Source organism: Opitutus sp. sgz309028 (assembly GCF_059821195.1).
The window spans coordinates 251,307-266,047 of the sequence record NZ_JCAMRR010000002.1; the positions used below are offsets into that span (position 1 = coordinate 251,307).

Sequence of the window (14,741 nt, forward strand, 5' to 3'; positions counted from 1 at the left end):
GATTGGAAACGGAGGCGTGGGTTAGCGGAGATCGGTCGGGGCGACGCCGTCCATGTCGGAGAAGACCTGATTGTCACCGCCCATCGCCCAGATGAAACGATAGCTGCCGGTGCCGGCGCCGGAGTGGATCGACCACGACGGGGAGAGCACGGCTTCGCGGTCGCGCACGATGAGGTGACGGGTTTTTTGCGGCTCGCCCATCAGGTGCACGACGATGTCGGAACCGAGGTCGAAATAGAGATAGATCTCCGTGCGGCGCGAGTGCGTGTGCGGCGGCATGGTGTTCCAGACGCTGCCGCTTTCGAATTCGGTGCAGCCCATGACGAGCTGGCAGCTCTTGATGCCGTCGGGATGGATGAATTTGTTGATCCGGCGGCGGTTCGCCTTGGCGGGATCGCCGATCGGCGCGCCGATGTTTTTGTCGCGGGTCGAGTGGGCCGTCGGATGTTTCGCGTGCGCTGGCGTGCTGATGTAGAAGAACTGCGCCTGACCGGCGGAGCCGTTTTCGAACGAAACCTCGCGTTCGCCGAGACCGATGTAGAGGCAGTCGAGATTGTTCATCTCGAAGCGCTCGCCGCCGACCTTGATCACGCCGGCGGCGCCGACGTTGATGATGCCGATTTCGCGACGCTCGAGGAAGAAGCTCGTGCCGGTTTCCTTGGCGTTGGGCAGGCCGAGCGCGGCGTTGGTCGGCACGGCGGCGCCGAGGATCATGCGATCGAGATCGGTGTAGTGCGCGGTGATCTCGCCGGGCTTGAAAAGGTCGCCGATCAGAAAGGCGGAGCGGAGTTGCTCGGTGCCGAGCACGTTGGCCTCGGCGGGGGAGGGGGAATAATGCAGCTTCATCAGGTTAAAGGAGCAGGGCGGAGGGAAATGGCAATGGCTTCGTCGGTTGACAGTTGGCACGCGGCCGCAGCGGGCGCGTGTCGCGAAACATCGGCGTTGGGGAGACCGAGACCTTCGTCTGTCACGCCCGGCACCGCGCGGCACGGGCGTTTACTGTCGCATTGTTGACCATGGCCAGAAAGGCCTTGGTCGGCGCGGGGATTGTGATTTGTGTCGGTGGCAACCATCGTCGTTTCTTCCCCATGACTCGCGTTCTCCTCACCACCACGTCCTTTCAAGACACCCCGGGCGCGCACCACGAGCTGCTCGCCTCCACCGGCTGGGAAATCGTCCGCGCGCGCGGCCCGTTGAACGAAGCCGACACCCTCGCGCTCGTCGGCGAGGTCGACGGCTATATCTGCGGCGACGACATGATCACGCGCGCGGTCCTCGAGAAGGCCCGCCCCCGGCTGAAGGTGATTTCCAAATACGGCATCGGCGTCGACAAGATCGACGTGAAATCGTGCACGGAGTTCGGGATTCCGCTGCTTTTCACGCCGGGCGTGAATCACACGACGGTGGCGGAGCATACGTTTCTGCTGCTGCTCGCGCTCGAGAAGAATTTCCTCTTCCACACCGATTCGACGCGTTCGGGCGGGTGGAAGCGCAAGACCGGTCACGAACTCCTGGACAAGACGATCGGCATCGTGGGTCTCGGCCGCATCGGCAAGGAAGTCGCGATCCGCGCGCGGGCGTTCGGCATGCACCCGATCGGCTACGACGTTTACTGGGACGAGAAGTTTGCGGCGGAGCACGGCGTGAAGCGCGCGGCGACGCTCGACGAGATTTTCGCGGCCTCGGACTACCTCTCGCTGCACACGAACCTGACGCCGGAAACGCGCGACCTGATCAACGCGAAGAACATCGCGAAGATGAAGAAGGGCGTGCTGATCCTGAACTGCGCCCGTGGCGAGATCGTGCACACGAGCGACCTGGTCGAGGCGTTGAAGAGCGGGCAGGTTGGCGGCTACGGCACCGACGTGCTCGATCACGAACCGCCGGCCGCGGACCACCCGCTGTTGAAGCTGCCGAACGTCGTCTGCACGCCGCACATCGGCTCGCGCACGCACGAGAGCGTGCAGCGCCAGGCGCTCGCCTCGGTGAAGAACCTCATCGCCGCGATGCACGGCGAAAAGCCGCTCGCGCAGGTCAATCCGGAAGTGCCGGTGAAGCGCGTCGTCTGAAGACGACGCGCAGTTGAGAGTTGAGAGCCGAGAGTTGAGAAGCCGATCCGATCAGGCCTTCCCAACTTACGGCTGTTCTGCTCTCAACTCTCAACTCTGAACTCTCAACTTCCTCCTCCCATGTCCGAAACTTTCTACGTCGTCCCGGAAGAACAGCACAACGCCCTTGTCGCCGCTGCGTATAAGAAACGTGGTTACAGCAGCCAGGAGGCCGGCGCCGGTGCGCGCTTCTGCGCCGAGGCCACGCGCCACGGCATCCGCACGCACAACGGCCTCAAGGCGCTGCACCTCGACCACCTCTTCGGCTCCGGCGCCGGCGGCTGCGTGCCGAAGGCGAAGATCGAGAAGGTGAAGACGCGTTTCCGCGGCGCCGCCGTGTGGAACGCCAACAAAAAGCTCGGCCAGGCGACCGGTTACGCCGCGATCGAGCAGGCGATCAAACTCGCCGACAAATACGGCGTCGGCATGGTCTCGGTCGACAACGCGTTCCACTACCTCTGGGGCGGTGGCTACGTGATGGACGCGGCGCGTCGCGGCTACATCGCCTACACCAACTGCACCGCAGCCCTGGCCGAGGTCGTGCCGTTTGGCGGCAAATATCCGACGCTCGGCACGAATCCGCACTCGTGGGGTTTTCCGACGACGGACGCGATCGGTTATCCGATCGTGATCGATTGGGCGACGAGCGTCGTCGCCATGGGCCGCGTGCAGCAGCTCGCGCGCGAAGGCAAACAGCTTCCGCCCAACGCCGCCGTGGACGAAAACGGCCAGCCGACCACCGACCCGACCAAGGCGAAATACCTGATCCCGTTTGGCGCGCACAAGGGTTACGGTCTTGCATTGTTGAACGAGATCGTCGGCGCCTTCATCGGCGGCTCGCTGCCGACGATCCGCAACCGCTGGGATCAGGTCACCGAAGGCGAGAAAGGCACGTGCGCGTTTTTCTTCCAGGTCTGGCACCCCGACGCGATGAATGCGGGCGCCTTTGCGAAAGGCCGCACGCAAGCGGAGAACGTGAAGGCGGTGATCGCCGACATCCTCGGCCACGGCAACGAGAGCTGCATGCTGCCCGGCCAGCTCGAAGCGCAGGCGGCGGCGCGCAGCGCGAAGAACGGCGGCTTGTTGTTCTCCGAAGCGGAGGTCAACGCCTTCAACGAAATCGCCGGCGAAATCCGCCAGCCCAAATGGAACCTCGCCGACCTCAAAGTCGCCGAGTGATTATCTAGAAACCACGAAAACCACGAAACACACGAAAGGGATCGATCTGATTTGCCCACGGAATACACGGAAGACACGGAAGACGCCCAGCCTATCGTTCATGAGTGTATGTCTGATTTCCGTGTCTTCCGTGTGTTCCGTGGACGGCCTTCCGATCGGCTCGGCTTTCGTGTCGTTCGTGTGTTTCGTGGTTAACCCTTTTCTTCTTTTTTCCCCATGAGCCTCCAAATCAAACCCGCGAACTCCTGCGCATTCGATCAGATCTCGCTCGGCGAAGTCATGCTTCGCCTCGATCCCGGCGAGGGCCGCATCCGCACGGCCCGTGAATTCAAGGTCTGGGAAGGCGGCGGCGAATACAACACGTCGCGCGGCCTCCGGAAATGCTTCGGCTACAAGACCGCCGTCTGCACCGCGTTCGTCGACAACGAGGTCGGCCACCTCGTCGAGGACTTCATCATGCAGGGCGGCGTCGCGACCGACTTCATCAAGTGGCGCGAGGACGACGGCATCGGCCGCACTGTCCGCAACGGCCTCAACTTCACCGAGCGCGGCTTCGGCATTCGCGGCGCCGTCGGCGCGCCCGATCGTGGCAACACCGCCGCCTCGCAGCTGAAGCCCGGCGACTTCGACTGGGATCACATCTTCGGCAAGCTCGGCGCGCGCTGGTTTCACACCGGCGGCATCTTCGCGGCCCTGTCGGAGAGCGCCGCGGCGCTGACGATCGAGGCGGTGAAGGCCGCCAACAAGCACGGCACGATCGTGTCCTACGATCTCAACTACCGCCCCTCGCTCTGGAAGACCATCGGCGGCCTGAAGAAGGCGCAGGAGGTCAACCGCGAGATCGCGAAGTATGTCGACGTGATGATCGGCAACGAGGAGGACTTCACCGCTTCGCTCGGCTTCGAGGTGAAGGGCGTCGATCACAACATCAGCACGATCGAGACGGACGCGTTCAAGGACATGATCCAGACGGCGGTGAAAACGTATCCGAATTTCAAGGTCGCGGCCACGACGCTGCGCCGCGTGATCACCGCGACGAAGAACGACTGGAGCGCCATCCTCTGGCACGACGGCAAGTTCTACGAGAGCCGCAAGTATGCGGAGCTCGAGATCCTCGACCGCGTCGGCGGCGGCGACTCGTTCGCCAGCGGCGTGCAGTTCGGCTTCATGGAATTCAACGACCCGCAGAAGGCGGTCGAGTATGGCGCGGCCCACGGCGCGCTGGCGTCGACGACGCCCGGCGACACGTCCATGGCGACGCGCAAGGAAGTCGAGAAGCAGATCAAGGGCGGTGGCGCCCGCGTGGTGCGCTGAGCGCGGAGTTCGTTTCGGCGTGAGTCCCGCTCCTCACGGAGCGGGCCACGCACGATTTCCGAAATAGCGACTCCGAGGTAGGGAGGCCTCCCAGGCGTCCGAAGATCGGAGGGGCCCGGCCCAGTCCGGCCTTCGCGCCGCTCAACTCAGCAGCCGGACGGGCACTTTCACGAAGTGCGGCCGCGGTCCTGCGTGCCGTCCGTATTTCCGGCAGGTGCGCAGCGCCCAGAGCGTGGCGGCGAGCCGGTTGGGTGCGCCGGTTTTCAGGAAAATCGCCGAGACATGATCCTTCACCGTCTGGACGTTGATCCCGAGGATCGTCGCGATCTCGACGTTCGTTTTGCCTTCCGCGAGCCACGCCAGCACGTCGGCTTCGCGCGGCGTGAGCCCGGCCTGCGTCAGCGCCGCCGCGTCCACGCCGTCGACGTCTTCCTCCGCCTTCAATTTCGCGAGCTGACGCGCGTTGGCCAGGTGTTGCTGCGCGAGGGCGATCACGGCGCGGTCGCGTGACGAAAAGTCCGGGCCGCGCCAGCGTTCGATTCCGAAAAAAGCGATCTCGTCGTCGCCTGCCGGCACGTGCACGGCACAGTGATTGTCGCTCGGCAGCAGCCGCATGCAGTCGCGGTAAATGTCGAGTTCGCGAAACTGGCGCGCGGTGAAAAAGTCGCTGCGATAAAATGGCCGCCCTTCGTTCACTTTCGGGTCCCAGCGATAGAGTGGATACTGCATCATTATCTGGCCAAACGCAGCCATCGCGCGCGGGAACTCGGGGACGGGCGTGTCGAAGCCGATGTCGAGTTTCATCTTCGCGACGTCCAGCGACCCGAATGCGACAAACTCCTTGCTGACGATGCGGCCGATGAAATCGAAGCTCCGGGCCGCATACGTCTCGAGCGTGAGGCCCGGCGCGTAGAGCACATGACATGCTTCGCTGTAGGCGGAGAGATCTTGGGCGGAGAGCCGAATCATCAGGTTGGGCTGGGGAATACGCCGCAGACGCGGATGTGGAGCATTGATTTCTCGCGCCGCTGCGAACGTCCGTCACGGCCTCACCTCTGACAATTCGGTCAGGAGCACCCCCTACGGTCGGGGGATGGTGAGCTCCGCCGTTTCTCTTTAGGATACGGCAGGTCCCGCACACCCGACGCGCGTTTCCACTTCCGCGCAGCCTTTTCCCGAACGGTGGCTCTCGCCCGAGCCGCGCCGCGGCATGCGCGTCCGCTTTTCCCGCATGCCACGAAAGAAACCGAAACCCGCCGAGAGCCCGCGTGCGGCCGCCTGTGAATCACGCTCCACGTCCCGCTCCATGCGCGTGGGCACGAAAACCGAACCCGGCCTGGTCGTCACCATGTCGCCGGACTGCACATCCGCCACGATCTGGCTGACGGGCGCCACGCCTCCCGCGGCCGCTTCCAGCAATCGCCCGCGCCGCAGGCCCCGCTGATCCCCCGATCTCCAGCAACGATTCTCCACACCTCTCCGCTTCCATCATGCCGTTCTCCAGATACCGCCTCCTCGCGTTCGCCCTATCCTTTGTGGCACGAAGTTCAGTTCTGCTGTTCGGCCTCGGAGGTGCCCTTCCGGCAGCCCTTGGCGCGGCTGCGCCCACCGCCGTGCACGGGATCACCAGTGCCGGCACCAAGGTCGTTGGGGACACGTTTACGATCCGTGTCACCTTCTCCGACACCGTTGTCGTCACCGGCACGCCGACGCTCACGCTCGAGACCGGTGACGTCGATCGCGTAATCCCCTACGAAAGCGGCTCGGGCACGACGTATCTATTTTTCCGTTACACGGTGCAACTCGGCGACACGTCGCCCGACCTTGATTATGTTTCGACGACGGCGCTGGCGCTCAACGGGGGCACGATTCTCGATGCGGACGGCAACGACGCTACGCTCACGCTGCCCGCACCCGGCGCCAGCGGTTCGCTGGCCGCCAACGAAGCGTTCGTGATCGACGGCCGTGGCACGGCTCCGACTGGCTTCACGCTTTCTTCCACGCGCATCCACGAGCGGATGGCCGTCGTGCGCGCCGCGATCGGCACGCTTTCCACCACCGATTCGGATTCGGGCGACGCGCACACCTACACCCTTGTTGCCGGCGAGGGCGACACGCACAACGGCTCGTTCGCGATCGACGGCGACGCGCTCCTTGTCGCCACGCCAAACCTCGCGGTCGGGAATTACTCGGTGCGCGTTCGCACCACCGACGTCGGAGGCAATACCTTCGAGAACGCCTTCACGCTCACCGTTTCCAACAGCCCTCAGACCGGCGCCGGCTTCAACCGCGCCAACCCGGAACACTGGTTCCCGACGACCACCGGCAAATACTCCATTGCGACGTGGGAGCCCGCGATCGGCGAACGCGGCGAGGGCATCTACACGATCGAGTTTCAAATCGAAGCCACCGGTTACTGGCCTGGTCGGGAGGGTTTCATCTACGGCATCGCCGAGATCCCATTCAGTGACACGAGTTTTCACGATCTCGGCGCGAAGTCACGCGAGTGGGGCTTCCGGGGGTGGGAGGCTCAGAAGGCCGTTGAAGGCGTCGCGTCGAACTTCGGATCGATCTTCAAGGAGGTGGGTGAGCGCATCCGGCTCCACTTCGACACCCGCACCGGCACACTCAGCATTCATACAAAGCGAATCGGCGACACCGATTTCAGCCTGGAAGGCGGAGCGCCGCTGGCCACCGGGATCGAGGTCGCCGAAGGAAAGAAGCTGCATTTCGCGGTCTCAGGGATCGCATGGCAGCCGGCCGGGGTTTCCGTGGTGAGCGAAACCTTCCCCAACGCCGCCCCCACGGACATCTCGCTGTCCTCCGCCACGATCGCTCAATCCGCCGCCGTCGCCGGTGCAACTGTTGGCACCTTTGCTTCAACCGATGACGCGGGCGACGTCCACACGTATGCCTTGGTCTCGGGTGAAGGCGACACGCACAACAGCTCGTTCGTCATCGACGGTGCCACCCTGAAACTCGGCGCTTCGATGCTCGCGCCGGGCACTTACTCGCTGCGCGTGAAAACGACCGATGCGGGCGCTGCGACATTCGAGAAAATCATCAGCGTTACTGTCGCCCCGCCCACCGCCGTCGCCGTCCACGGCCTCACCACCGCCGGCACGAAGGGGAGCGGAGCCTCGTTTCTCATTTGCGTCACCTTCTCCGACGCCGTCGCCGTAACCGGCACGCCGCAGCTCACGCTCGAAACCGGCGCCATCGACCGCATCGCTTCCTATGAGAGCGGCTCCGGCACCCCGTATCTCGAGTTCCGATACACCGTGCGCCCCGGCGACAGCTCGCCCGATCTCGACTACGTCTCCGCTGACGCGCTCGCGCTCAACGGCGGCACGATTCGCGACGCGGCGGGCAACGACGCCACGCTTACGCTGCCGGCGCCGGGCGAGCCGGGTTCGCTCTCCGCCAATGCGGCCATCCGCATCGCCGCTGCGGCCAACAACGCCCCGCGCGATCTCTATCTCTCCAGCAATACTCTTTTCCCCGCGGACGCGCTCGCCGGAGAAACGGTCGGAACCCTCCAGGCCGTCGACTCCGATTATGGGGACGTGCACACCTACAGCTTCGTCGCCGGCGAGGGCGACACGCACAACGCCTCTTTCGTGCTCGATGGCGCGACGCTGAAGATCGCCGGTTCCCCGCTCACCGCCGGCGTCTACTCCGTGCGTATCCGCGTAACGGACGCGAGCGATACCACGTTCGAAAAGGCGCTCACCGTCGCCGTCAGCAACCGCCTGGTCACCGGCGTAGACAGCCTCGTCGCCAACGGAACCTACCGGAATGGCCACACGTTTCTCGTGCGTATCACCTACTCGGATGTGGTCTTCGTCACCGGCACGCCGACACTCACCCTCGAGACCGGCACCCTCGACCGGGCTGCGACCTACGAAAGCGGTTCCGGCACCGCGGAATTGTTTTTCCGCTACACCGTTCGCCCTGGCGACAGGTCTTCCCAGCACAGCGATCCGCGTCCGCTTTTCAAGGAAGGGGTACTTGATTACTTCGCCGTGAATCCGCTCTCGCTGGCTGGAGGCACCATTCGTGATGCGGATGGCAACGACGCCAGTCTCGTCCTGCCCAGGACCGGTTCCGCCGGCTCCCTCTCGTACAGCAAAAATCTCTACGTCCTCGCCACCGCGAACACCACGCCCGCGGCCCTCGTGCTCTCCAACACCTATCTGCTGGTCGACGACGCGACCGCCGGCGCCACCATCGGCACGCTTGCGGTCACCGACGACGAGGCCGACGTTCACACGATCGGGTTCGTCGCCGGCGAAGGCGATACGCACAACGCGGCGTTCAGCTTCGACGGCGAAACGCTGAGAATCGGCGACGCTGCACTCGCCGCTGGCACCTATTCCGTTCGCTTTCGTGTGACCGATCTCGCCGGTGCGGTGCTCGAGCAGGCGCTTGCGATCAACATCGTCGATGTCTCGCAGGTGAGCGTCGTCGGCGTCTCCGCCCCGACAGGCGCGCATTATGCCGGGCGCGTGATCGATTTCACGGTGGCGTTCAATCAGCCCGTGCTGGTTGACACCACCCATGGCACGCCGCGGTTCGGGCTCACGATCGGAGATGCCACGCGCTACGCGCATTACGTTTCCGGGAGCGGCACCACGAGGCTGACTTTCCGCTACTGGATCCTGCCGGCGGACGTGGTTGCCGGAAGTCTGGTCGTCAACTCGCCGGTCGAGGCCAACGGCGGTTTCATCGGCGCAGGATCGCTCACGTTTACGCCCCCTGACACCTCCACGCTCCGCCTCGTGCCGCCCGGCTCCGACGCGTTTGGATGGGGAAGCAATGGCGTGGGTCAGCTCGGGCGCGGCACCACCGCGAACGCCTCATCCGCCGCAGCCGTGAACACCTCCACGTTCGCGGGCAAAACCATCGCCGGGATCGGCATCGAGTGGGCCTTCAACCAGCAGTTTGGCGCTTCCTACTTCGTTACCAGTGAAGGCCTGCTGTATGGTGTAGGTTACGTTCAGGGGACGCTCTACAGCACGATGGCGGTCCTCGGCTCCGAAGGCCTGATCAATGGGAAAACCTCCGTCGCCGTTGCGGGCGGGAATCAGTGGCGCCTGATCCTTTCGAGCGATGGGGAGCTGGCAGGTTGGGGCATCAATTCAAGCGGACAACTCGGTAACGACACGACCACTAGTCCCGCCACCCCGGTGCCTGCCTTCACATCGGGAGCGGCTGCGGGCAAGACCATCGTCGCGATGACCGCAGGTTACAGTCATTCATTGGCATTAAGCAGCGACGGCCAGGTCTTCGCATCGGGTGACAATACCCGGGGCCAGTTGGGCGACGGCACGACCAGCTTGCGATCGACGCCAGTGGCCGTCCCGACATCCGGTGTGCTGGCCGGTAAGACGATCGTGGCGATCGCGGCCGGTGCGGCTCATTCGCTCGCATTGAGCAGCAATGGTGAGGTCTTCGCTTGGGGCTATAACGCCGTGGGCCAGCTTGGCGATGGCACGAACACGGACCGGGCGGCACCGGTGGCAGTCGTTTCGTCGGGCGCGCTTGCCGGCAAGCGCATCATCGCGATCGCTGCGGGGAGCGGGCACTCGCTGGCCCTAAGCGACGACGGGCAGGTGTTCGCCTGGGGCTCCAATGCATCCGGCCGCCTGGGGGACGGCACGAGCACCAGTCGATCGACACCGGTCGCCGTGGGCGGCGCGCTCACCGGCGAGGACATTGTAGCCATCGCCGCCGGCTATGATTTTTCGCTCGCGGTGAGCCGCTCCGGGAAAGCCTTCGGTTGGGGCGAGAACGGCATGGGCCAACTCGGTAACGGCACCACCACCGACAGCCTGACGCCCGGCGCCGCCGCCACCGATCTCGCCGATCGCCGCATCCTGGCCCTCGCCACTTCACCAGGAGCCGCTTTCACCGTGGCGGTTGCGGTTTCCAATTCCGCGCCTTCGGACGTGGAACTCTCCGCCGCGTCCATCGCCGCGTCCGCCGCCAGCGCCGGCGCGACGGTCGCCACCTTCAACACGATCGATCCCGACGCGGACGACGCGCACACCTACAGCTTCGTGAGCGGCGAGGGCGATACGCACAACGCCTCCTTCACGCTCGACGGCGCGGTGTTGAAAGTCGGGGCTATCGCGCTGCCGGCGGGCAGTTATTCCGTGCGTATTCGAAGCACGGATATTGCGGGGCTCACGTTTGATCGAACGTTCACGATCACGGTGGTCGACGCCGATCCGCCTCAAGTGGTGTCAATCGAGCGGCAATCGCCTGCGACCTCCCCGACCGATGCCGACACGCTCGTCTGGCGCGTCACGTTTAGCGAAGCCGTCGCGAATGTGGATGCTGGCGATTTCACCGTTTCCGGCACCACGGCCACGATAAGCGTTGCCGCCGTCCCCGATAGCGGTGGAGCGGCCTACGACGTGACGATCTCCGGCGGCGATCTCGCCGGGCTCAACGCTACGGTCACGCTCGCGTTTGCCGCCGGCCAGGATCTCGCCGACACCGCCGGCAATGCCCTCGCGGATACGGCGCCGAGCGCAACCAACGACGTCACCTTCGTCCTCGCGAACAACGCCGCGCCCAGCGACCTCGCGCTCTCGAGCGAATCGATCAACCAATCCGCCGCGCTCGCCGGCGCGATCATCGGCACGCTCACAACGAACGACGCCGATGCCGACGATATCCACACCTACGCATTCGCGAACGGCGACGGCGACACGGACAACCGCTTGTTTTCGGTTGCTGGCGCGACGCTGAAGATCGGTGACGCCGCGCTGGCCGCCGGCTCTTGCTCGGTGCGCTTGCGAACGACAGATCCCGCGGAGGCATCCTTCGAGAAAGCGATCGTGATCACCGTTGTCGATGACGTCGCCCCCGGAGCTCCCTCCACCCCCGATCTGATCGCGGCGAGCGATTCCGGCCGTTCGAACAACGATAATCTCACGAATGTCACCACACCCACCTTCACCGGAACCGCCGAAGCGGGCGCGACGGTAAAGTTGTTCTCCGGTGACAGCCAGATCGGCACCGGTGCTGCCGATGAATCCGGCAACTGGACGATCACTGCCAGTGCCCTCGCGCCGGCCACGCACGCGATCGTCGCGACCGCGACCGACGCCGCGAACAACACGAGCGGCGAGTCGGATGCACTCGAGATCACGATCAAGACCACCGCCCCTGTCGTCACGGTCGGTGTGCCGTCCTCCGCGCGCACGCGCACCGGACCGGTCACCTTTGCGATCGCGTATTCGGATTCCCACTTCGATGCATCGTCGCTGGCGCTCGGCGATCTCACACTGAACAAAACCGGCACGGCGGACGGCACGCTTGCGCTCACCGGCGACGGCACGGATTACATCGTCACCGTTTCCGACATTACCGGCGACGGCACGCTCGGGCTCGCGATCGCCGCCGGCACGGCCGCCGATCTGGCCGGTAATCTCGCCGACGCCGTTGCGGCCAGCACGACCTTCGCCGTCGACAACACCGCCCCGGCGGTTGTTTCGATCGTTCGGCAGTCGCCCGCGACCGTCCATTCCGATGCGGCAACGCTGACCTGGCGCGTCGCCTTCGACAGTGAAGTCACGGGTGTCGACGTCGCCGACTTTGCGGTGACGACCCTCGCTGGCGAGACGGGGGCGCAAGTCGAATCCGTCTCGGCGCTGGACGCAGCCACCTACGACGTCACCGCTACGGTCGGAGAGGAAATCGCGCCACTCCGACTCAATTTGAACGGAGCCGGCACCGGCATCGTTGACCTGGCAGGCAACGCCATCGCCGATGGCAGGTTTGAATCGGGCGAGTTCTACGTCGCAGGCGCGGCCAACGTCTTCGAGACGATGGCACTCGCCGCCGATGGCACTCGCACAGTGACGACGACCAATGCGGTGGCGCAGCGTTTCACCACCGCGGCCGCCGGCCCGCTGTCGTTGAACTCGCTCGTCCTTCGACTGGGCGACGTGCAGGGGGCCGCCCCCGCAGTGTCTGTTCACCGCGACGACGGCGGGATGCCCGGTGCGACGGTCGGAGGTCTTGAGAATCCGGATACGCTGATGCCGCACGCGCTCAGCGTCTGGACGGGGCGCATCTCGCTCGAGGCGGACACCACCTATTGGATCGTGTTTGCCGCGACGGCCGACGATTACGAAATCGCGACCACGGAGGCGACCGCTGGTGGCTTGGGCGAGTGGCTCGGTGCACCCGCGGACTATGGTTACGTCGCGGGCTGGCCCGACGCCCCGGCCGCGCAATCCGGCGCGCTGCACCTCGCCCTCGGCGCGACGAGCGTGCCGGCGATCACCAGCGCGTTGACGGCGAGCGGTACTTACAAGACGTCGTTCAGCTACACGGTGACGGCGACGAACACGCCGACGAGTTACGCGGCGACGGGCCTGCCGACCGGATTGAGCCTCGATGCTGGCACCGGTGAAATCACCGGCGCGCCGACGCAGACGGGCACGTTTGATGTCGAGTTGACCGCGACGAACGGCAGTGGCATCGGACCGGCGTCGACGCTGGTGTTGACGATCGGCAAAGCGGCGCTGACGGCGAAGGCCGACGCGAAGAGCCGCCGCTATGGCAGCAGCAATCCGCCGCTGACGGTGAGCTACGCGGGCCTGCTCGGCGGCGACACCGCGGCGTCATTGACGACTGCGCCGACCGCCTCGACCACGGCGACGGCCAGTTCTCCGGTGGGGACCTACGCGATCACGGTGTCCGGTGGCGTGTCGGATCACTACACGTTCACCTACGAGGCCGGCGTGCTGACGGTCAACCCGGCCCCGCAGACGATCAGCTTCACCGGTCCCGGCGAGTTGATTATCGGTGCAACGGCCACGCTCTCGGCGACGGCGAGCTCCGGTCTGCCGGTGTCGTTCTCGGTGATCAGCGGGCCCGCGACCTTGTCCGGCATCACGCTGACGGCGACCGGGGTGGGCACCGTCACGGTGCGCGCTTCGCAAGCGGGCGATGCCGAATTCGACGCCGCGGCCAACGTCGATCGCCGCTTCAACGTCACCGTCGGTCTCCCGACGGTCACGACACCCACGCAGGTGCCGACGCCGCCGGTGGGCGGCACGGCGGAGCTGATCGTACACAACAGCAATCCAAACGTTGACTACACCTGGCAGCGCAACGGCGCCAACCTGCCGAACGGCAGCGGGCGGTCGCTGACACTCGCTGCCATGCAGCCGCCGGTGGCGGGTCTCTACACCTATACGGCGACGGTCCCTGGTGGCGGCAGCGGGACAAGCGCCCCCGTCATCGTCGGTCTCGACACCACTGAGAAAGTTATTGGCAGCGGCGATGTGGTCGGCTCCGACATCCAGCATCCGAATGGCAACATTTACGACCAGGTGTTGCTGGAAGGAAACGGCGCATCGGTGACCGCCGACCCGAACAAGATCACGCGTCTGTCGTTCATCGACCTGTCGAACGACATCGTGCAGGTGGAGTTCAGCGGGGCGGGCACGTTGTCGGTCGTCATGGACGACGCGTCGACGCCGTCTCCAGCCTCCAACTACAACCAGCCTGGTGTCGATTACGTGAAAGGCCACGTGGGGCTGGTGATCACGGGTGCGAACGAGACGTCGCACCTGACCGTCTTCACGGTGGGCAAGATCACGGCGGTGAACCAGACGCTGTTCAAAGACGGCGTGGATTACGACGGCGTGGCGAACATCGCATTCGTGGCGATCCAGAGCACGAACGGGAAGTTTGGTTCGATCCGTACAGGCAACGCGCACTACTTCGCGAACCAAGGCTTCACGGGCGTATATGCGCCAGGGGTGGAGTTCATGGGCCCGGTGAACATTGGTGACGTGACGGCGTTCGACTCGGCGACGCCGGTGCTGGTGTTCGGCGCGGTGCCGCTGGTGCAGATTACGGGTGGCAACCTGGCACAGGACAACGGCGCGTCGGTGACGGTGAGCGGCATCGCGGCGCTGAAGTTCGTGCCCGGCACGACGTCACAAGGCGATGAAATCCCCGCGCAGGCGGGCGCCGGCGTGCTAGTGGAGAACGGCGTGGACGTGACCGACCAGATCGTGGTGGCGCTGTAAATCGTTCCACGAAGCCGCCTCGCGGGCTTCGCGAGGCGGCCAATTTCTGGGCGGCCGCGTTTTGTCCGACGTGCGGCCG

General features: G+C 65.0%; 6 protein-coding genes. 4 read left to right on the plus strand and 2 right to left on the minus strand.

The window, feature by feature from the left end:
* Positions 1 to 21: 21 nt before the first annotated feature.
* Positions 22 to 846 (minus strand): 5-dehydro-4-deoxy-D-glucuronate isomerase, encoded by an 825-nt coding sequence (gene kduI / locus AC6RV7_RS06885; protein ID WP_500093178.1) that lies wholly within the window; start codon positions 844 to 846, stop codon positions 22 to 24.
* 242 nt (positions 847 to 1,088) lie between these two features.
* Between kduI and AC6RV7_RS06890 the strand changes: the two genes are divergently transcribed.
* From AC6RV7_RS06890 to AC6RV7_RS06900, 3 genes are all read left to right on the plus strand, one after another.
* Positions 1,089 to 2,069 (plus strand): phosphoglycerate dehydrogenase, encoded by a 981-nt coding sequence (locus AC6RV7_RS06890; protein ID WP_500093179.1) that lies wholly within the window; start codon positions 1,089 to 1,091, stop codon positions 2,067 to 2,069.
* Positions 2,070 to 2,189: 120 nt separating this feature from the next.
* A complete protein-coding gene (locus AC6RV7_RS06895) occupies positions 2,190 to 3,287 on the plus strand; it encodes an Ldh family oxidoreductase (protein ID WP_500093180.1) in 1,098 nt (365 codons plus the stop codon).
* Positions 3,288 to 3,503: 216 nt separating this feature from the next.
* Entirely contained in the window at positions 3,504 to 4,601 is a 1,098-nt protein-coding gene (locus AC6RV7_RS06900) for a PfkB family carbohydrate kinase (RefSeq protein ID WP_500093181.1), read from the plus strand.
* Between the two features lie 141 nt (positions 4,602 to 4,742).
* On the opposite strand, the gene AC6RV7_RS06905 is transcribed toward AC6RV7_RS06900, so the two are convergent.
* Positions 4,743 to 5,570 carry a response regulator transcription factor gene (locus AC6RV7_RS06905; RefSeq protein ID WP_500093182.1) on the minus strand — a complete coding sequence of 276 codons (828 nt, stop codon included), beginning with the start codon at positions 5,568 to 5,570 and terminating at the stop codon, positions 4,743 to 4,745.
* Positions 5,571 to 6,091: 521 nt separating this feature from the next.
* Between AC6RV7_RS06905 and AC6RV7_RS06910 the strand changes: the two genes are divergently transcribed.
* Complete coding sequence (locus tag AC6RV7_RS06910) at positions 6,092 to 14,662, plus strand: RCC1 domain-containing protein (RefSeq protein ID WP_500093183.1); 8,571 nt, start codon at positions 6,092 to 6,094, stop codon at positions 14,660 to 14,662.
* Positions 14,663 to 14,741: the final 79 nt, after the last annotated feature.

Bases quoted from the DNA above. Each gene is read 5' to 3' on its own strand.
- kduI (WP_500093178.1), bottom strand. From the start codon at position 846: ATGAAGCTGCATTATTCCCCCTCCCCCGCCGAGGCCAACGTGCTCGGC.
- AC6RV7_RS06890 (WP_500093179.1), top strand. From the start codon at position 1,089: ATGACTCGCGTTCTCCTCACCACCACGTCCTTTCAAGACACCCCGGGC.
- AC6RV7_RS06895 (WP_500093180.1), top strand. From the start codon at position 2,190: ATGTCCGAAACTTTCTACGTCGTCCCGGAAGAACAGCACAACGCCCTT.
- AC6RV7_RS06900 (WP_500093181.1), top strand. From the start codon at position 3,504: ATGAGCCTCCAAATCAAACCCGCGAACTCCTGCGCATTCGATCAGATC.
- AC6RV7_RS06905 (WP_500093182.1), bottom strand. From the start codon at position 5,570: ATGATTCGGCTCTCCGCCCAAGATCTCTCCGCCTACAGCGAAGCATGT.
- AC6RV7_RS06910 (WP_500093183.1), top strand. From the start codon at position 6,092: ATGCCGTTCTCCAGATACCGCCTCCTCGCGTTCGCCCTATCCTTTGTG.